This is a genomic window from Pseudomonas sp. SG20052 (genome assembly GCF_031766055.1).
In the GTDB taxonomy this organism is placed as follows: Bacteria; Pseudomonadota; Gammaproteobacteria; order Pseudomonadales; family Pseudomonadaceae; genus Aquipseudomonas; species Aquipseudomonas mandelii.
In genome coordinates, this window is the sequence record NZ_CP134498.1 from 1,303,562 (window position 1) to 1,321,715 (window position 18,154).

Annotated in this window: 17 protein-coding genes; 14 read left to right on the forward strand and 3 right to left on the reverse strand. The window is 60.3% G+C overall.

What is annotated here, in order from left to right:
- Window positions 1–118 precede the first annotated feature (118 nt).
- The 14 genes from RHP74_RS05790 to RHP74_RS05855 all read left to right on the forward strand — a co-directional run bounded on the left by RHP74_RS05790 (window position 119) and on the right by RHP74_RS05855 (window position 15,778).
- Window positions 119–1,741: a methyl-accepting chemotaxis protein gene (locus tag RHP74_RS05790; protein ID WP_311098290.1), complete on the forward strand. Its 1,623-nt coding sequence runs from the start codon at window positions 119–121 to the stop codon at window positions 1,739–1,741.
- A complete protein-coding gene (locus RHP74_RS05795; RefSeq protein ID WP_311098292.1) occupies window positions 1,741–2,277 on the forward strand; it encodes a chemotaxis protein CheW in 537 nt (178 codons plus the stop codon). The genes RHP74_RS05790 and RHP74_RS05795 overlap by 1 nt, the downstream gene beginning before the upstream one ends.
- Window positions 2,274–3,533, forward strand: coding sequence for a CheR family methyltransferase (locus tag RHP74_RS05800; protein ID WP_311098294.1), 1,260 nt, complete (start codon window positions 2,274–2,276; stop codon window positions 3,531–3,533). Before RHP74_RS05795 ends, RHP74_RS05800 begins: the two co-directional genes overlap by 4 nt.
- Entirely contained in the window at window positions 3,530–4,213 is a 684-nt protein-coding gene (locus RHP74_RS05805; RefSeq protein WP_311098296.1) for a chemotaxis protein CheW, read from the forward strand. Before RHP74_RS05800 ends, RHP74_RS05805 begins: the two co-directional genes overlap by 4 nt.
- Window positions 4,210–6,510, forward strand: coding sequence for a hybrid sensor histidine kinase/response regulator (locus RHP74_RS05810; protein ID WP_083374931.1), 2,301 nt, complete (start codon window positions 4,210–4,212; stop codon window positions 6,508–6,510). Before RHP74_RS05805 ends, RHP74_RS05810 begins: the two co-directional genes overlap by 4 nt.
- Window positions 6,507–7,517 (forward strand): chemotaxis response regulator protein-glutamate methylesterase, encoded by a 1,011-nt coding sequence (locus RHP74_RS05815; protein WP_010462926.1) that lies wholly within the window; start codon window positions 6,507–6,509, stop codon window positions 7,515–7,517. Before RHP74_RS05810 ends, RHP74_RS05815 begins: the two co-directional genes overlap by 4 nt.
- Before the next feature lie 48 nt (window positions 7,518–7,565).
- The gene (locus tag RHP74_RS05820) at window positions 7,566–8,567 is read left to right on the forward strand and encodes a diguanylate cyclase domain-containing protein (protein WP_311098300.1); all 1,002 of its coding nucleotides are present in this window, start codon (window positions 7,566–7,568) and stop codon (window positions 8,565–8,567) included.
- A 271-nt stretch (window positions 8,568–8,838) separates the two neighbouring features.
- Window positions 8,839–9,934, forward strand: a protein-coding gene (gene prfB / locus RHP74_RS05825) for a peptide chain release factor 2 (RefSeq protein WP_102593528.1) whose coding sequence is annotated in 2 segments (ribosomal slippage) — window positions 8,839–8,910 and window positions 8,912–9,934 — 1,095 coding nt in all. Because the reading frame shifts where the segments join, the coding sequence is not laid out codon by codon here.
- A gap of 101 nt (window positions 9,935–10,035) precedes the next feature.
- Window positions 10,036–11,538, forward strand: a complete 1,503-nt coding sequence (lysS, locus tag RHP74_RS05830) for a lysine--tRNA ligase (RefSeq protein ID WP_010462916.1) — start codon at window positions 10,036–10,038, stop codon at window positions 11,536–11,538.
- Between the two features lie 102 nt (window positions 11,539–11,640).
- The gene (locus tag RHP74_RS05835; RefSeq protein WP_010462913.1) at window positions 11,641–12,357 is read left to right on the forward strand and encodes a TetR/AcrR family transcriptional regulator; all 717 of its coding nucleotides are present in this window, start codon (window positions 11,641–11,643) and stop codon (window positions 12,355–12,357) included.
- 157 nt (window positions 12,358–12,514) lie between these two features.
- Window positions 12,515–13,075 (forward strand): hypothetical protein, encoded by a 561-nt coding sequence (locus RHP74_RS05840; RefSeq protein WP_077748307.1) that lies wholly within the window; start codon window positions 12,515–12,517, stop codon window positions 13,073–13,075.
- A gap of 36 nt (window positions 13,076–13,111) precedes the next feature.
- The gene (locus RHP74_RS05845; RefSeq protein ID WP_010462909.1) at window positions 13,112–14,389 is read left to right on the forward strand and encodes a flavohemoglobin expression-modulating QEGLA motif protein; all 1,278 of its coding nucleotides are present in this window, start codon (window positions 13,112–13,114) and stop codon (window positions 14,387–14,389) included.
- 148 nt (window positions 14,390–14,537) lie between these two features.
- Window positions 14,538–15,452: an alpha/beta hydrolase gene (locus RHP74_RS05850; RefSeq protein ID WP_154503267.1), complete on the forward strand. Its 915-nt coding sequence runs from the start codon at window positions 14,538–14,540 to the stop codon at window positions 15,450–15,452.
- Window positions 15,449–15,778 carry a hypothetical protein gene (locus RHP74_RS05855; protein ID WP_010462905.1) on the forward strand — a complete coding sequence of 110 codons (330 nt, stop codon included), beginning with the start codon at window positions 15,449–15,451 and terminating at the stop codon, window positions 15,776–15,778. Before RHP74_RS05850 ends, RHP74_RS05855 begins: the two co-directional genes overlap by 4 nt.
- A 194-nt stretch (window positions 15,779–15,972) precedes the next feature.
- Here the strand turns inward: RHP74_RS05855 and RHP74_RS05860 are convergent, their stop codons facing one another.
- The 3 genes from RHP74_RS05860 to RHP74_RS05870 form a co-directional block, all read right to left on the reverse strand.
- Window positions 15,973–16,761: an OmpA family protein gene (locus RHP74_RS05860; RefSeq protein ID WP_172792322.1), complete on the reverse strand. Its 789-nt coding sequence runs from the start codon at window positions 16,759–16,761 to the stop codon at window positions 15,973–15,975.
- Window positions 16,762–16,816: 55 nt separating this feature from the next.
- Window positions 16,817–17,230, reverse strand: coding sequence for a DUF4398 domain-containing protein (locus RHP74_RS05865; RefSeq protein WP_010462902.1), 414 nt, complete (start codon window positions 17,228–17,230; stop codon window positions 16,817–16,819).
- A gap of 375 nt (window positions 17,231–17,605) precedes the next feature.
- On the reverse strand, window positions 17,606–17,950 hold the full coding sequence (locus RHP74_RS05870; protein WP_010462899.1) for a hypothetical protein: 345 nt from the start codon (window positions 17,948–17,950) through the stop codon (window positions 17,606–17,608).
- Window positions 17,951–18,154 lie beyond the last annotated feature (204 nt).

Here is an 18,154-nt window from a genome sequence, read left to right on the forward strand (position 1 = left end):
ACCGCACGCGCCTGCCAATTCGCTTTCATCGCGACGAAATAGAAGCATGGCACCCGTCTTATAAATGAAACACCCTCAGCTATACTCCCCGGCATTTGAACCGCCCGAGGATTGACCCGTGAAGAACTGGACGTTGCGCCAACGCATCTTGGCGAGCTTTGCGGTGATTATCGCCATCATGTTGTTGATGGTGGTTGTCTCCTATTCGCGACTCTTGAAGATTGAGGTCAGCGAAGCCAGTGTGCGTGAGGACGCGTTGCCCGGGTTGTATTACAGCTCGATGGTTCGCAGTGCCTGGGTCGACACGTACCTTCGAACCCAGGAGATGCTCGGTTTGAAAGAGGGGCAGGGTTTCAGCGCAGAAGAAGCCGACAGCTTCAAAAGCTTCGAAGCTCATCTGCAGGAGCAAATGAAGAACTACCAGGCCACCGTCACCACGGATGAAGACAAGGTCGAATTCGCCGTTTTTGAAAAACTCCATGCCGATTACAACAAGGTCCTGGCCGCTGTGCTCGACTTGCACAAGCGCAATCAGGGAGCCGACGCGATCAAACTGTTCAACGAGCAACTGACCCCGGCCTGGACCGCAGGTCGCATGAAGCTCAATGACATCATCCGCGAAAACAAAGCGGTCGCCGACCAGAGCATCGCGGCCATTGATGACGCCGTGATCACCGCGAAAGTCATCATGGGCATTTCCCTGTTGGTCGCGGTATTGGCCGCCGGCCTCTGCGGTTTGCTGTTGATGCGCGCGATCATGGCGCCGATGAACCGGATTGTGCAGATCCTCGAAATCATGCGCACTGGTGATCTCAGCGGCCGTCTGAACCTGGAACGCAAAGACGAATTCGGGGCCGTGGAAACCGGCTTCAACGACATGATGACCGAACTCACCTCGCTCGTGTCCCAGGCCCAACGCTCCTCCGTCCAGGTCACCACGTCGGTGACCGAAATCGCCGCCACCTCCAAGCAACAACAAGCCACCGCCACCGAAACCGCCGCCACCACCACCGAAATCGGCGCGACGTCCCGCGAAATCGCGGCCACCTCCCGTGATCTGGTGCGCACCATGACCGAAGTCTCCACCGCCGCCGACCAGGCCTCGGTCGCGGCCGGGTCCGGGCAGCAAGGCCTGGCGCGCATGGAGGAGACCATGCACTCGGTGATGGGCGCGGCCGATCTGGTCAACGCCAAACTGGCGATCCTCAACGAGAAGGCCGGCAACATTAACCAGGTGGTGGTGACCATCGTCAAAGTCGCCGATCAGACTAATCTGCTGTCTCTGAATGCCGCGATCGAAGCCGAAAAGGCGGGTGAATACGGGCGCGGATTTGCCGTGGTCGCCACCGAAGTGCGGCGTCTGGCGGACCAGACCGCCGTGGCCACGTATGACATCGAGCAAATGGTCCGTGAAATCCAGTCGGCGGTGTCGGCCGGGGTCATGGGCATGGACAAGTTCTCCGAAGAAGTGCGGCGCGGCATGTCTGAAGTGCAACAGGTCGGCGAGCAGTTGTCGCAGATCATCCACCAGGTTCAGGCGCTAGCGCCGCGGGTGTTGATGGTCAACGAAGGCATGCAGGCGCAGGCCACCGGCGCCGAACAGATCAACCACGCGCTGGTGCAGTTGGGTGATGCCAGCAGCCAGACCGTCGAGTCCCTGCGCCAGGCCAGTTTCGCCATTGACGAGCTGAGCCAGGTGGCCGTCGGGCTGCGGGGCGGCGTCTCGCGATTCAAAGTCTGATGAGCGAACTCGCGGCCAAACACAGCACGGTGATGCCGGCCAGACACGCGTTGTTTCTGCTGTTTCGCATCGGCAACGAACGTTATGCCTTGCAGGCACGCGAGGTGGCCGAGGTGCTGCCGCGTCTGCCATTGAAGCCGATTGCCAAGGCGCCTGACTGGGTCGCCGGGGTGTTTGCCTATCGCGGCGCGGTGGTGCCGGTGATCGACCTCAGCGCGCTGACCTTTGGCGAGCCGGCGCAATCGCGCACCAGCACACGGCTGGTGCTGGTGCACTATTGGCCGGACGAGCAGACGCCTTCACAGTTGCTTGGACTGATTCTTGAGCAGGCCACCGACACCTTGCGTTGCAGTCCGGCGGACTTTAAGCCCTATGGCCTGGACAATCGCCAGGCGCCGTACCTGGGGCCGGTCCGTGAAGATGCCCAAGGCTTGCTGCAATGGGTGCGGGTGGCCGATCTGCTCGATGAACAGGTGCGCGCGCTGCTGTTTCCTTCGCCACCGCTGGCCCCGGCGCTGCTTGAGGATGGGCCATGAGCAGCGATCAGCGGTTCTTCGATTTCCTCAAGGAACGCATCGGCCTCGACGTGACGTCGGTGGGGCCGGCAATCATCGAGCGCGCGGTGCGCCAGCGCAGCACCGCCTCCAGGGTGCTGACGGCCGATGAGTATTGGCACACATTGCAAGGTTCGCAGGACGAACAGCAGGCGTTGATCGAAGCGGTGATCGTTCCCGAGACCTGGTTCTTCCGCTACCCGGAATCCTTCGCAACCCTGGCGAAACTGGCCATCCAGCGTTTGGCCGACCTCAATTACATGCGCGCGCTGCGGATTCTCAGTCTGCCGTGCTCCACGGGCGAGGAGCCGTACTCCATCGCCATGGCCTTGCTCGATGCCGGACTCAAGCCGCATCAGTTCAAGGTCGAAGGCATGGACGTCAGCCCGCTGTCGGTGGAAAAAGCCAAGCGTGCGCTGTACGGCAAGAATTCGTTTCGTGGCCAGGACATCGAATTTCGCGAGCGGCATTTCAGCGCCGAAGAAGACGGCTACCGCCTCAACGAGCGAGTGCTTGAACAGGTGCGTTTGCAAGTCGGCAATCTGCTGGATCCGGCGCTGCTGGCCAGCGAGCCACCCTATGATTTTGTGTTCTGCCGCAACCTGCTGATCTATTTCGATCTGCCTACCCAGCAACAAGTCTTCGAAGTGCTCAAGCGCCTGACCCATGTCGACGGCGTGCTGTTTATCGGCCCGGCCGAAGGCAGTTTGCTCGGTCGATTCGGCATGCGCTCGATTGGCATCCCGCAGTCGTTTGCCTTCAGTCGTCAGCGTGCGCCCGAGCCTTTGCCAGTCTTTGTTCCGACACCGCTGCCAGTGCGTCAGCCGGTGCGTAGCGTGACTCCGCCGCCCGTGCGCCATCGTCCGTTCGCAACTCACACGCCGCCGATCGTCACGCCAAAAGCTTCGGACGCTGCCGCCTTGCTGGCCAACATCGCTGCCCTCGCCAACGAAGGCAAAAGTGCCGAAGCTCGCGCCGCCTGTGAAGGTTATTTGCGCAGCCACGAGCCTGTGGCCCAGGTGTTTTATTGGCTGGGGTTACTCAGCGATGTCGCTGGTCGAGCCCTTGAAGCCCAGGGATTTTATCGCAAGGCCCTGTACCTCGAACCGCAACATCCCGACGCGTTGATGCACCTGGCAGCCTTGCTGCAATCCCAGGGCGACACGGCGGGTGCGAAAAGATTGCAGGACCGCGCCGCCCGCAGCGAGCGCGCCGCCGACAGTGAGCGTAAACGATGAACGCCTCCGACACTTTGAGCCTCACCCATAAAGATGCCCAGGCCATCGATGATTGCTGGAACCGCATCGGAATCCACGGCGACAAGTCCTGCCCGCTGCTGATCGAACACATTCACTGCCGCAACTGCGCGGTGTATTCCGCCGCGGCCACGCGCTTGCTCGACCGCTACGCCTTGCAACAGGACGATCGCGAGCAGGTCTCGGTGTCGGTGGAAATCGACGTGAAAACCCGCTCGCTGCTGATGTTTCGGCTTGGCGAAGAATGGCTGGGCCTGGCCACTCGCAGCCTGGTCGAAGTGGCACCGCTGCAAGCGATTCATTCGTTACCGCACCAGCGCTCTCGGGCCTTGCTCGGCGTGGCGAATGTGCGCGGTGCGTTGGTGGCGTGCCTGTCGCTGGTGGAACTGCTCGGTCTCGATGGCACTGCCAGCGTGACGTCAGGCGCGCGCGTGATGCCGAGGATGCTGATCATCGCCGCCCACGGCGGGCCAGTGGTGGTGCCGGTGGACGAAGTGGACGGGATTCACGCCATCGACGAACGCATTCTCGAGGCCGCCTCGCAGTCCGGCACCCAAGCCAGCGCCAGATACACCCGGGGCGTGTTGCAATTCAAGGGTCGCAGCCTGCGTTGGCTGGATGAAGAACAGCTATTGTCCGCCGTGACCCGGAGCCTCACATGACCCCCGAGCAACTGCGCGACGCCTCGTTGCTGGAGCTGTTCAGCCTCGAAGCCGAAGCCCAGACCCAGGTGCTGAGCGCAGGTCTTCTGGCGCTGGAACGCGATCCGACCCAGGCCGATCACCTCGAATCGTGCATGCGCGCGGCTCACTCGCTCAAAGGCGCGGCGCGGATTGTCGGGGTTGATGCCGGCGTCAGCGTCGCCCATGTGATGGAAGATTGCCTGGTCAGCGCGCAGGAAGGGCGGCTGTACCTGCGGCCCGAGCACATTGACGCCTTGCTGCAAGGCACTGATTTGCTGATGCGCATTGCGACGCCGAGTAACAATCCCGAATCGGCGGATATCGAGGCCTATGTGGCACTGATGGCGCGGTTGCTGGATCCAAATGCGCTGGCCGCGCCGATCAGCACGCCGATCGCCCCGTTCATGACCGAGTCCGAGTCCGAGCCGGAGCCTGAAGCACTCGCGCCCAAAGTCGAGGAACTGATTCCGGTCGCCGAACCGCCACCCGTCGAACCGCCGAGAAAGCTCCGGCGCACCACTGAAAATGGCGAACGCGTGTTGCGCGTCACGGCCGAACGCCTGAACAGCCTGCTCGATCTGTCGAGCAAGTCCCTGGTGGAAACCCAGCGACTCAAGCCGCACCTGGCCACGATGCAACGCCTCAAGCGCATGCAGAACAATGGCCTGCGGGCGCTGGAAAACCTCAACGTCCACCTCAAGGAACATGCCTTGAGCCTCGAAGCTCAGGAGGCCCTGGGCGATGCCCGGCGGCTGCTGGCCGAAGCGCAGCAATTGCTGGTGGAAAAAAACGCCGAACTGGACGAGTTTGCCTGGCAGGCCAGTCAGCGGGCGCAGGTCTTGTACGACACTGCGCTGGCCTGTCGCATGCGGCCGTTTGCCGACGTGTTGAGCGGGCAAGTGCGCATGGTCCGCGACCTCGGTCGCAGCCTCGGTAAACAGGTGCGGCTGGAGATCGAGGGCGAGAAAACCCAGGTCGATCGCGACGTCCTGGAAAAGCTCGAAGCGCCGCTGACGCATTTGCTGCGCAACGCTGTCGATCACGGCATCGAATCCCCCGAGCAGCGTTTGCTCGCCGGTAAGCCTGAAGAAGGGCTGATTCGTCTGCGCGCCTCTCATCAAGCCGGTCTGCTGGTGCTGGAATTGAGCGATGACGGTCACGGCGTCGATCTGGAAAAGGTCCGTCGCAGCATCATCGAACGGCAGCTATCCCCCGCTGAAACCGCTGCCCAGTTGAGTGAAGAAGAGCTGTTGACCTTCTTGTTTCTGCCGGGTTTCAGCCTGCGCGACCGGGTCACCGAAGTGTCCGGTCGCGGTGTCGGCCTGGACGCGGTTCAGCACATGGTCCGTCAGTTACGCGGCGCGGTGGTGCTGGAGCAGACCGCAGGCGAGGGCAGCCGCTTTCATCTCGAAGTGCCGCTGACGCTGTCGGTGGTGCGCAGTCTGGTGGTGGAAGTCGGTGACGAGGCGTATGCGTTCCCGCTGGCGCACATCGAGCGCATGTGCGACCTGGAGCCGGCGGACATTGTTCAGGTCGAAGGGCGCCAGCACTTTTGGTACGAAGGCCGGCATGTCGGGCTGGTCGCTGCCAGTCAGCTGTTGCAGCGTCCGGCGAGTGCGAGCAGTCAGCAAACCCTGAAAGTCGTGGTGATCCGCGAGCGCGAGGCGATTTACGGGGTGGCGGTCGAGCGGTTTATCGGCGAGCGGACATTGGTCGTATTACCGCTGGACGAACGTCTGGGCAAGGTGCAGGACATTTCCGCCGGGGCCTTGCTCGACGACGGGTCGGTCGTGCTGATCGTCGACGTCGAAGACATGCTGCGCTCGGTGGACAAGCTGCTCAACACCGGGCGTCTGGAGCGGATTGCCCGTCAGGGCAGCCAGGCCGTCGAAGCGGCCCGCAAACGGATTCTGGTGGTCGACGATTCGTTGACCGTTCGCGAGTTGCAGCGCAAGTTGCTGCTCAATCGCGGCTACGACGTGGCCGTAGCGATCGACGGCATGGATGGCTGGAACGCCCTGCGTTCGGAGGATTTCGATCTGCTGATCACCGACATTGATATGCCGCGCATGGACGGCATCGAACTGGTGTCTTTACTGCGCCAGGATAATCGCCTGCAATCGCTGCCGGTTATGGTGGTGTCCTATAAAGACCGCGAAGAAGACCGTCGTCGTGGACTGGACGCCGGAGCCGACTATTATCTAGCCAAAGCCAGTTTTCATGACGACGCCCTGCTTGATGCAGTGGTTGAGCTCATCGGAGGAGCGCGGGCATGAAAATAGCGATCGTCAACGACATGCCCATGGCGGTTGAGGCCCTGCGCCGCGCCCTGGCATTCGAACCGGCGCATGAAGTGGTCTGGGTCGCCGGCAATGGCGCGGAGGCGGTGCAGCGTTGCGCCGAAAATACCCCGGACCTGATCCTGATGGACCTGATCATGCCGGTGATGGACGGCGTCGAGGCCACCCGGCGGATCATGGCCGACACTCCCTGCGCCATCGTCATTGTCACGGTTGACCGTCAGCAGAACGTGCACCGGGTGTTCGAGGCCATGGGCCACGGTGCGCTGGACGTGGTCGACACCCCGGCCCTCGGTGCCGGCAATGCCCAGGAGGCAGCGGCGCCGTTGTTGCGCAAGATCATGAACATCGGCTGGCTGATTGGTGACAAGGGCAATCGTGAGCGATCGGCCCCCAGCCCGCTGCGTAGCTCGGCCTCGCGCCAGCGCCTGATTGCGATCGGCTCGTCGGCAGGCGGCCCAGCGGCGCTGGAAGTCTTGCTGAAAGGGCTGCCACGGGATTTTTCGGCCGCGATCGTGCTGGTGCAACATGTTGACCAGGTGTTCGCCGCCGGCATGGCCGAATGGCTCAGCAGCGCCAGCGGCCTGAAGGTGCGCCTGGCTCAGGAAGGCGAGCCTCCTTTGGCCGGCACAGTGTTGCTGGCGGGCACCAACCACCATATTCGCTTGCTGAAAAACGGCACGCTGGCCTATACCGCCGAACCGGTCAACGAGATCTATCGGCCCTCGATCGACGTGTTTTTCGAGAGCGTGGCCAGTTACTGGAATGGCGATGCCGTGGGCGTATTGCTCACCGGCATGGGACGCGACGGCGCGCAGGGGCTTAAACTCATGCGCCAACAGGGCTACCTGACCATCGCGCAGGACCAACAAAGCAGTGCGGTTTACGGAATGCCGAAAGCGGCAGCGGCCATCGACGCCGCCGTGGAAGTTCGCCCACTGGACAAGATAGCGCCACGATTGCTGGAGATTTTCCCAAAATGAAGACTTTTCGCAGCAATCCTGGCCCATGCAGTATTCAGGTGACCGCACATGACTGACCTACAGCTCGACGACTTCAAGACCGACGAAAACGCCGCCATGGTGTTGCTGGTGGACGATCAGGCGATGATCGGCGAGGCGGTGCGTCGCGGGTTGTCGAATGAAGACAATATCGACTTCCACTTCTGCGCCGATCCACACCAGGCCATTGCGCAGGCGATCCGCATCAAGCCAACGGTGATCCTGCAGGATCTGGTGATGCCCGGGCTGGATGGCCTGAGCCTGGTACGTGAGTACCGTAATCATCCAGCGACCAAGAACATTCCGATCATTGTCCTGTCGACCAAGGAAGACCCGCTGATCAAGAGCGCGGCGTTCGCAGCCGGGGCCAATGATTACCTGGTCAAGCTGCCGGACAACATCGAGCTGGTGGCGCGAATTCGCTACCACTCGCGGTCCTACATGACGCTGTTGCAGCGCGATGCGGCCTACCGCGCGTTGCGGGTCAGCCAGCAGCAGTTGCTCGACACCAACCTGGTGTTGCAGCGGTTGATGAACTCCGACGGCTTGACCGGGCTCTCGAACCGCCGGCACTTCGACGAATACCTGGAGCTGGAATGGCGCCGTTCCCTGCGTGAGCAGAGCCAGTTGTCGCTGCTGATGATCGATGTCGACTACTTCAAGTCCTACAACGACAGCTTTGGCCACCTCGAAGGCGATGAAGCCCTGCGTAAAGTCGCGACCGCGATTCGCGACGCGAGCGCCCGGCCCTCGGACCTGCCAGCCCGTTACGGCGGGGAAGAGTTCGCCTTGGTGTTGCCCAACACCACGCCGGGCGGGGCGCGGCTGGTGGCGGAAAAACTCCGCCTCACCGTGGAAGCGCTGAAGATTCCGCACATTGTCCCCAGCGAAGGCTCTGGCCTGACCATCAGCATCGGCCTGTCGACCATGATCCCGCAGCCGGGCAGTGATTGCCGGCAACTGATCTCGGCGGCGGACAAGGGGCTGTATCTGGCGAAGAACAATGGGCGCAATCAGGTGGGCATCGAGTAGCGACCGACCGAGATTGCGAATATTGATCTCTTGGATGGGAAATACCCCCTGTGGGGAGGGAGCTTGCGCCGCTGGGCCACGAAGCGGCCCCTCTTCTGCGCAAAAAGAAGGGGACTGCTGCGCAGTACAACGGGAGCAAGCTCCCTCGCCACAGATTACTCGGCGTCCGCTTTAATCATTCGCCCCTAAAGCCGCCAGGCGGGCTGCCGTGACAGCTTGATTACGTTATACTCGCCGGCTTTCAAAAGTTCGCCAACGAGTGCTGCCCGCCATGGAAATCAACCCGATCCTTAACAGTATCAAGGACCTGTCCGAGCGCTCCGAAACTATTCGGGGGTATCTTTGACTACGATCAAAAGCATGAGCGTCTGACTGAAGTCAATCGCGAGCTTGAAGATCCGGCTGTCTGGAACAACCCGTCGTACGCTCAGGAACTGGGCCGCGAGCGGTCGCTGCTGGCTCAGATCGTCGAAACCCTCGACGAAATGCACAGCGGTCTGGCCGATGCCAAAGATTTGCTGCTGATGTCCGCCGAAGAAGAAGACCAGGCCGCCGTCGATGACGTCGCTGCCGAAGTCGAGCGCCTGCGCGAGTCGCTGGAAAAACTCGAATTCCGTCGCATGTTCAGCGGTGAGATGGATGCCAACAACGCCTACCTGGACATCCAGGCCGGCTCCGGCGGCACCGAGGCCCAGGACTGGGCCAACATCCTGCTGCGCATGTACCTGCGCTGGGCTGACAAACGCGGTTTCGACGCGACCATCATGGAACTGTCGGCCGGTGAAGTCGCCGGGATCAAGGGCGCCACGGTCCACATCAAGGGCGAATACGCCTTTGGCTGGCTGCGCACCGAGATCGGCGTGCACCGTCTGGTGCGCAAGAGCCCGTTCGACTCCGGCAACCGCCGCCACACCTCGTTCTCGGCCGTGTTCGTGTCGCCGGAAATCGATGACAACATCGAAATCGACATCAACCCGTCGGACCTGCGCATCGACACCTACCGCTCCTCCGGTGCCGGTGGTCAGCACGTAAACACCACCGACTCGGCCGTACGTATCACCCACGTACCGACCAACACCGTGGTCAGCTGCCAGAACGAACGCTCCCAGCACGCCAACAAAGACACCGCGATGAAAATGTTGCGGGCGCGCTTGTACGAGCAGGAAGTGCAGAAACGCAACGCCGCCTCCCAGGCCCTGGAAGACACCAAGTCGGACATCGGCTGGGGTCACCAGATTCGCTCTTACGTGCTCGATGCGTCGCGAATCAAGGATTTGCGCACTAACATCGAACGCAGTGACTGCGACAAGGTGCTCGACGGCGATATCGACGAATACCTGGTGGCCAGCTTGAAACAAGGGCTTTAACGCACGCCCTGCGGGGGTCAATACGACCCTGTAGGAGCGAGGCTTGCCCGCGAACCCCGGCGAATGCCGGGGGCAACGAACCTGATGGAATATTTAAAGACATGAGCGACCTACAACTCGACCCGCAAGCCCTGCAACAGGAAGAAAACTCCCTGATCGCCCTGCGCAAGGAAAAGCTTGCTGCCGAGCGCGCCAAGGGCAATGCCTTCCCCAACGACTTCCGCCGCGACAACTACTGCGAAGACTTGCAGAAACAGTACGCGGACAAGACCAAGGAAGAGCTGGCAGAGGCTGCAATCCCGGTCAAGGTTGCCGGTCGCATCATGCTCAACCGTGGCTCGTTCATGGTGATCCAGGACATGACCGGGCGCATCCAGGTCTACGTCAACCGTAAGACCCTGTCCGAAGACACCCTGGCCGCGGTGAAAACCTGGGACATGGGCGACATCATCGCAGCCGTTGGTACCCTGGCCCGTTCCGGCAAGGGCGACCTGTACGTTGAAATGACCGAAGTGCGCCTGCTGACCAAGTCGCTGCGCCCACTGCCGGACAAGCACCACGGCCTGACCGACACCGAACAGCGCTACCGTCAGCGTTACGTTGACCTGATCGTCAACGAAGAAGTGCGCCAGACGTTCCGCGTTCGTTCGCAAGTGATCGCGCACATCCGCAGCTTCCTGATGAAGCGTGACTTCCTCGAAGTCGAAACGCCGATGCTGCAAACCATCCCGGGTGGCGCAGCAGCCAAGCCGTTCGAGACGCACCACAACGCGCTGGACCTGGAAATGTTCCTGCGTATCGCGCCTGAGCTGTACCTCAAGCGCCTGGTGGTTGGCGGTTTCGAGAAAGTGTTCGAGATCAACCGCAACTTCCGTAACGAAGGCGTTTCGACGCGTCACAACCCTGAATTCACCATGTTGGAGTTCTACCAGGCGTACGCCGACTACGAAGACAACATGGACCTGACCGAAGAACTGTTCCGCGAACTCGCGCAGCTGGTCCTGGGCAGCACCGACGTGCCGTATGGCGACAAAGTGTTCCACTTCGGCGAACCGTTCGTGCGTCTGTCGGTGTTCGACTCGATCCTCAAGTACAACCCCGAGCTGACCGCTGACGACCTGACGGACATCGAGAAGGCTCGCGCCATCGCCAAGAAGGCCGGCGCCAAGGTGCTGGGCTTCGAAGGTCTGGGCAAGTTGCAGGTGATGATTTTCGAAGAACTGGTCGAGCACAAGCTGGAGCAGCCGCACTTCATCACTCAGTACCCGTTCGAAGTGTCGCCGCTGGCCCGTCGTAACGACGACAACCCAAGCGTCACCGACCGTTTTGAACTGTTCATCGGCGGCCGTGAAATCGCCAACGCCTACTCCGAGTTGAACGACGCGGAAGACCAGGCCGAGCGCTTCATGGCGCAGGTGGCCGACAAGGACGCGGGCGACGACGAAGCCATGCACTACGACGCCGACTTCGTTCGCGCGCTGGAGTACGGCATGCCGCCAACGGCCGGTGAAGGGATCGGTATCGATCGTCTGGTGATGTTGTTGACCAACTCACCGTCGATCCGCGACGTGATCCTGTTCCCGCACATGCGGCCACAAGCGTAAGTGTTTCAATAAAAAAGCCGCCTATAACAGGCGGCTTTTTATTGCCTGTCTGGTACAAACGTATCAAATGGTTACTTTTGAAGTAAGAGAGGAATACCTGTCGTGAACCGTGCAATTGCTCAAGAAGGTGCAGCGGGCGTCGCCACTGCGGTCGCTGAAAGCGTTCAGTACCAGGGCCGCAAGGCCAGCCGACAGGGCAGCGAGCAGCGTCGACAGGACATTCTCGATGCGGCGATGCGCATTGTCGTGCGCGATGGCGTGCGGGCCGTGCGTCACCGAGCGGTAGCGGCCGAGGCCGGTGTGCCGCTGTCGGCCACCACTTATTACTTCAAGGATATCGATGACTTGCTCACCGATACCTTCGCCCAGTACGTGGAACGCAGCGCCGCGTTCATGGCCAAGTTGTGGATCAATAACGAGGGCCTGCTGCGCGAGATGGTGGTCAGCGGCGACGGCAGCCCCGAGTCGCGCTCGCAGCTGGCGGACGACATTGCGCGGTTGATGTCGGACTACGTTCACCGGCAACTGATCAACCGTCGCGAGCACTTGATGGCCGAACAGGCGTTCCGCCAGGAAGCGCTGCTGAACCCGCGCCTTGCTGAGCTGGTACGTTCACATCAGCAGATTCTGCTCCAGGGCACATGCCAGCTTTTCCAGGTATTGGGTTCGCGCGAACCACAACAGGATGCCAAAGTGTTGACGGCGATTATCGGACGGATGGAATATCAGGGCCTGCTCAACGACGCCGAGCCTGTCGCCGAAGCCGAAATGCTCGGTATCCTGACCCGCTACATGCATTTGGTATTGGCGTCGGTGTAATTCCTGCGGGGCGCTCGACCCTGTAGGAGCGAGGCTTGCCCGCGAAGGCGGTATAACATTCAACCTATGTGTTGACTGACACAACGCCTTCGCGGGCAAGCCTCGCTCCTGCAAGGTCGGTGACCATTCGGGGCTGTGTGTTCATAGGGAGTGTTGAATGAAAGCCTGGCGTGTCGTTGTGATCGCCTTGTCGTTCCTGCTGCTCAGTGGCTGTCTGGTGACCTTCAGGGACCCACTGCCCGCCAGCGACCCCGCGCCCAAAGGTCTGCTCGGCAAATGGACCAGCACCAATGCCTGGGGCGAGCCGATGAACCTGGAGCTGACCCGTCTGGGCGACAGTCGTTACCAGGCGGTCAGCTACCTCAAGGCCAAACCCAAAGAGCGCGAGGCCTACCCCTTTACGGTGTCGCGCCACGGCAGCCGCTGGTACCTGTCGGCGAAGGTGCCGGCGCAGTTCGGCGGGCATTTCATCATCGCCGGGTTTGAACTGACCGATAAGCACGAATTGGTGGTCTACAACCTCGATCTCGAACAGATCAATCAAGCCCTCGGACAAAAAGTCCTGAGCGGTGAAGGTTTCGAGACCGATGATGGCGACGGCGTATTGATCAACAGCAGCATGGATCAGGTCTTTGCCTACCTGGATGACCCGGCCAATTCCGATGTCTTCGTCGAGGCCGTGCGCTATCAGCGCCTGGCCAAAGCCAACGTTAAATAAAGCCAGCACCTAACGGTTTTTCTACAGGAGTTTCGGGTGGACGATTACCAGCAGACGATACGCATTTTGTCCGATCGCATTGTGCTGGCGCAGACGCCGATTCGCGTCCTCGATGCGGTCAAGTGGGACGACAGCATCCGCAAGGGGTTCCTCAAGGCCAAGGGCAAGGAAATGCCCGCTGTAGATCGCGATTATTACCTCAATCGGCCGCTGTCGTTCGATTCCAGCAAAGTGAAGCTGGAGTTCCAGAACATTGAGCGTGACATCACCCGTCAGCTCGGCCAGTTCAACCCGGTCGGCCAAATCATGCGGCGCATGTGCAAGGAATACCGGATGGTGGTGCGCATGCTCGAAGCGCGCGGCACCGAAGATTTCGGCCTGATTTCCCAGGAGTTGTACGGCGCTGCTTCCGACGCGTTCCATGCCGGTGACCCGACCCTGTCCGACCTCGGCCTGATGCTCTCCGATTACCTGAACAACATCGATGGCCGGGGTGACCTGAAGGACGAGCCGAAAATCCTCACCGCCAAGGATGCCGTGCATTTGTTGCAAACCCGGCTGAGCAAAGTGTTTGGCGAGGCCGAAGAAACCATTCGGGTGTTCGAGTCCGACGGCATTGTCGCCGATGCGGCGGCCGGCGCCGACTACATCAAGATTCGCACCGACGCGATGTTCAACGAACGTGACGTGCGCGCCCTGGAAGTTCATGAAGGGCTGGTCCACGTCGGCACCACGCTCAACGGGCTGAACCAGCCGATCTGCACCTTCCTGTCCAAAGGCCCGCCGTCGTCGACGGTGACCCAGGAAGGGCTGGCGATCCTGATGGAAATCATCACCTTCGCGTCGTACCCGAGCCGCCTGCGCAAACTGACCAACCGTACCCGGGCCATTCACATGGTGGAGGAGGGCGCGGACTTCTTGCAGGTCTTCGAATTCTTCCGCGAGCAAGGCTTCGAAATGGCCGAAAGCTACGGCAATGCCAGCCGGGTGTTCCGTGGTTCGATACCGACCGGCCTGCCCTTTACCAAAGACTTGTCCTACCTCAAGGGCTTTATCATGGTTTACAACTACATTCAGTTGGCCGTGCGTAAGGGCAAGCTTGAACAGATTCCGCTGCTGTTTTGCGGCAAGACCACGCTGGAAGACATGCGTACCTTGCGTCAGTTGGTGGACGAAGGGCTGGTGGTGCCGCCGAAGTATTTGCCGGATCAGTTCCGCGACCTGAACGCACTGTCGGCGTGGATGTGCTTCTCCAACTTCCTCAACCACCTGAGCCTGGACCGGATAGAAGCGGATTACTCCAACATTCTCTAACGATCACGAAATCCCTTGTGGGAGTGAGCCTGCTCGCGATAGCGGCCGAACATTCAACATTGATGTTGTCTGACACACCGCCTTCGCGAGCAGGCTCACTCCTACAGGGGAATGTGTTTCAACTCCAATTCTTGCGAGGTTTCAACGGATGAGAATCCTCGGCATCCTTTGCCTTCTCCTGACCTTGAGCGGTTGCAGCTCCTTGCTGTTCTACCCCGAGCCGGGCCAACTGTTCACCCCGGAAAAAGCCAAGCTCGACTACCGCGAAGTGACCCTGACCACCGCCGATGGCCTCAGGCTGAACGCCTGGTGGCTGCCGGCGAAAAAAGGTGTCGAGGTCAAGGGCACGGTGCTGCATCTGCACGGCAATGGCGGCAATCTGCCGATGCATCTGGGCGGCAGTTGGTGGTTGCCGGAGGAAGGCTATCAAGTGCTGTTGATCGATTATCGCGGTTACGGGTTGTCCGAAGGCGAACCGAGTCTGCCGGCGATATATCAGGACATCGACGCCGCGTTCAAGTGGCTCGACCAGGCACCGGAAGTCAAAGGCAAGCCGTTGATCCTGCTGGGCCAGAGCCTCGGCGGTTCCATGGCGGTTCACTACCTGGTCCAACATCCCGAACGGCAGAAACAACTCAAGGCTTTCGTCCTCGACGGCGTGCCCGCCAGTTATCGCAGCATCGGCCGGTTCGCCCTGAGCAATTCCTGGCTGACCTGGGCGTTCCAGGTGCCGCTCTCGTGGCTGGTGCCGGACGGTGACAGCGCGATTAACTCCATGGCGCAGCTCAACGACGTACCGAAACTGATCTACCACAGCATCGACGATCCGATCGTGCCCCTTTCCAACGGCATCCGTCTGTATCAAGCTGCGCCGCCGCCACGCGTGCTGCAATTGACCCGCGGTGGTCATGTGCAGACATTTGCCGACCCGGTCTGGCGCAAGGTCATGCTGCGGTATCTCGACGACCCGCAGCATTTCAACGGCCTGCGCCGCTTGGGTGAAATCCCCAACTACCCGGCACCCCCGAATTCAGAAGATGAACCATCAGAGAGTCCGCAATGAGTGAAGAACGTAACGCCATCCCGCTGATCATCACCGGTATCTGCAGCATCCTCGGCACGGTGGGTGCCCTGTGGTTCTACGGCTACCTGCACTTCGCCAAACCGGAAGATGCGCTGCTGCTCAGCGACTTCACCATGATCAAGACCGTGCCGGGAGAGGACTACAAAGTCTCCCTGGAGCCTGCCTCGCAAGTGGCCCAGTGCATCGATGGCGTGCTGGTGATGTTTGACACTGAACAGAAAGGCCTGACGGGCGTCTTGGTCAACAACAAGAAAAAAGCCGTGCGCTGCATGGGCGAAGAAACTCCGCAGAAGCTGGAGCAGTAACCCGGTCCTGCATTCACTGAAGATCCTTGTAGGCGTGAGCCTGCTCGCGATAGCGGTTTAGCATTCAACACTTCTGTTGTCGGACACACCGCTATCGCGAGCAGGCTCACTCCTACAAGGGTGTGTGAACTGCAGACATAAAAAGCCCCGCCTGATCGACTCAGGCGGGGCTTTTGTGTTTCAGCGGGTGAAGCTTAGTTCGAGCTGATCGCCGAACGCGGCATCACGGGCTGGTTGTCGTTGGAAATGGTCACTTCCACACGACGGTTCATCGCACGACCCGAGGTGCTGGTGTTTTCCGCAACCGGGTATTCCTTGCCATAACCCTGCGCAACGACGCGCGCTGGATCAACGCCCATCTTCACCAGCGCCATGCGCACGGAACCGGCACGACGCTCGGACAGCGACTGGTTATGCGAAGCCGTACCGGTGCTGTCGGTGTAGCCTTCGACGATCACTTTGCGATCAGGGTTTTCCTGAAGGAACTGCGCCAGTTTGTTGATGTTCACCAGACCGCTGGATTTCAGGTCGGCACGGTCGGTGGCGAACAGCACATCACCGAAGGTGACCAGCGTACCGCGATCGGTCTGCTTGGCGTTGAGGCTGTCCTGCAGCTGCTTGATCTGCTGATCGCGAGCGTCGAGACGCGCCTGGGCACGTTGCGCCGAAGCATTTTTCAGGTTGGCTTCAGCGGTGCGCAGGGCGATGGTTTGCTTCGCCACTTCAACACGCTGGTTGGTCAGGTAAGCCAGTTGGTCGACCTCGTTCGGGTCTTTCTTGTCCATATAGGCCTTGTCGGCCTTGTCCAGGTAATCGCTGGCGTCTTTGGTTTCCAGTGCCGCCACTTTGCTGGCTTGCGGGTTGGCTTGCAGGCCGCTGTAGTTGGTGCGGGCCTGTTCCAGGTTCGCGTTAGGCGGTGTGGAGCAGGCAGCCAGTGCAACGCTTGCGGCCAGGAGAGCGGGGATCATCAATTGTGTACGCATAATAATTCGTCCTTTCTATCGATAAGAGCTTCAAGTCTGGTGTCGGGATGCGCGCTTACTGCACGGTGCGCTGGCTTTCCTGACGCAGTTCCTGAACCCCTTTCTGAGAGTCCTTCACAGCTTGTTCGGCTTTCATCGCCTGAGCTTTGCGTTCGGCTACGCGAGCGTCCCACTCAGCCTGCTCGGCCAGCACTTTGGCCTCGGCATACTTTTTGTCGTGCATGGCGATTTCGGCTTGCTTGAGCTTGTCCTGCGCGGACTTCATTTCCACGGCGGCGAACTCGGTGCCGCCGGCGCTGACGGCGCCATTCACAGCCGATTGGGTCACGGCGAATTGCTCGGTCGGCGGATTGCCAGCACAACCGGCCAGTACGAAGCTGCTGCCGATTGCCAGGGCAGCCAGTTTCAGACTGCGCAGGTGGGTGAACGAGGATTTGGCAGTTCGGGTCTTCATGGTCTTCAACTCCATTGGTGTAACTCCTGAAAAACTTAAAATCCATGCTGGGCAAGGAGCCGTAACCGTCAATTTCCGGGGGTGTTTTGAAACGGCCGTCCAGGCGTGGTTAATGGCTGTGACCCGAGGGGTTTTTCAAAAGTTCAGAGAAGATGGCCTATCGCCCGAAAATACTTTGACCGAACGGACAAGGCTCTAAATCGGGAACTTTGGCGATGTGCAGCGGTATGCCCGACCTTTTCAAGGCTCGGGAACACGCAATTATCGAAGGAATACGCAGGCTAAATGTGGGAGCGAGCCTGCTCGCTAGCGGTGTATCAGCCAACAGAAATGTTGAATGTTCAACCGCATTCGCGAGCAGGCTCGCTCCCACAGGGTTCGGCGGGGGGATCAGTGTTTCTGCTTGTCATCGCTCGATGACAAATCGTGCAAGTGACGACGGGACAACGCGAGAAAACGCGGGGTCGGGCCGATGTCTTCGTACAGCGGATCACCTTCTTCATCGGTGGCGACCACGGTCGATCCCTTCACGTATGGAAAGCTCTTTTCGAGCTCTTCCAGCGCGGCGCCGATCAGTTCGCCAAGCAGTTCTTCGGGTTGGCGTTTGGGATACATCTCGGTAATCGCCGCCAGCCGTGCGGCCGCTTCCATGTCCAGATGAATCCTGTAACCGGTGTCGGTCAGGCGACCCTTGGCGTTTTCTTCCCAATGCTGGGCAAGTTCGCGGATTTTCATAAAAACCTCATTTCGCTCCTGCTCGTGGCAGGCGTGTGAGTGTCCGCCAGTGGCCGGCGGCAAGCCGTTGTACGGCTTACTCTTCAGACTAGCTCGAACCCATAAGGTTTACCGCCCCTTCGTCGTCTGCTTGTAAGAAGCGCTTTAGAGCGGCACTCTCTGTTAACAGAGCATGGCATTCATAGACACCCGGATTTTCGCTGG

Coding starts and splice junctions, on each gene's coding strand:
- RHP74_RS05855 (WP_010462905.1), top strand. CDS start 15,449: ATGAGTGAAGAACGTAACGCCATCCCGCTGATCATCACCGGTATCTGC.
- RHP74_RS05840 (WP_077748307.1), top strand. CDS start 12,515: ATGAAAGCCTGGCGTGTCGTTGTGATCGCCTTGTCGTTCCTGCTGCTC.
- RHP74_RS05805 (WP_311098296.1), top strand. CDS start 3,530: ATGAACGCCTCCGACACTTTGAGCCTCACCCATAAAGATGCCCAGGCC.
- lysS (WP_010462916.1), top strand. CDS start 10,036: ATGAGCGACCTACAACTCGACCCGCAAGCCCTGCAACAGGAAGAAAAC.
- RHP74_RS05865 (WP_010462902.1), bottom strand. CDS start 17,230: ATGGAGTTGAAGACCATGAAGACCCGAACTGCCAAATCCTCGTTCACC.
- RHP74_RS05850 (WP_154503267.1), top strand. CDS start 14,538: ATGAGAATCCTCGGCATCCTTTGCCTTCTCCTGACCTTGAGCGGTTGC.
- RHP74_RS05815 (WP_010462926.1), top strand. CDS start 6,507: ATGAAAATAGCGATCGTCAACGACATGCCCATGGCGGTTGAGGCCCTG.
- RHP74_RS05795 (WP_311098292.1), top strand. CDS start 1,741: ATGAGCGAACTCGCGGCCAAACACAGCACGGTGATGCCGGCCAGACAC.
- RHP74_RS05820 (WP_311098300.1), top strand. CDS start 7,566: ATGACTGACCTACAGCTCGACGACTTCAAGACCGACGAAAACGCCGCC.
- RHP74_RS05810 (WP_083374931.1), top strand. CDS start 4,210: ATGACCCCCGAGCAACTGCGCGACGCCTCGTTGCTGGAGCTGTTCAGC.
- RHP74_RS05870 (WP_010462899.1), bottom strand. CDS start 17,950: ATGAAAATCCGCGAACTTGCCCAGCATTGGGAAGAAAACGCCAAGGGT.
- RHP74_RS05800 (WP_311098294.1), top strand. CDS start 2,274: ATGAGCAGCGATCAGCGGTTCTTCGATTTCCTCAAGGAACGCATCGGC.
- RHP74_RS05860 (WP_172792322.1), bottom strand. CDS start 16,761: ATGCGTACACAATTGATGATCCCCGCTCTCCTGGCCGCAAGCGTTGCA.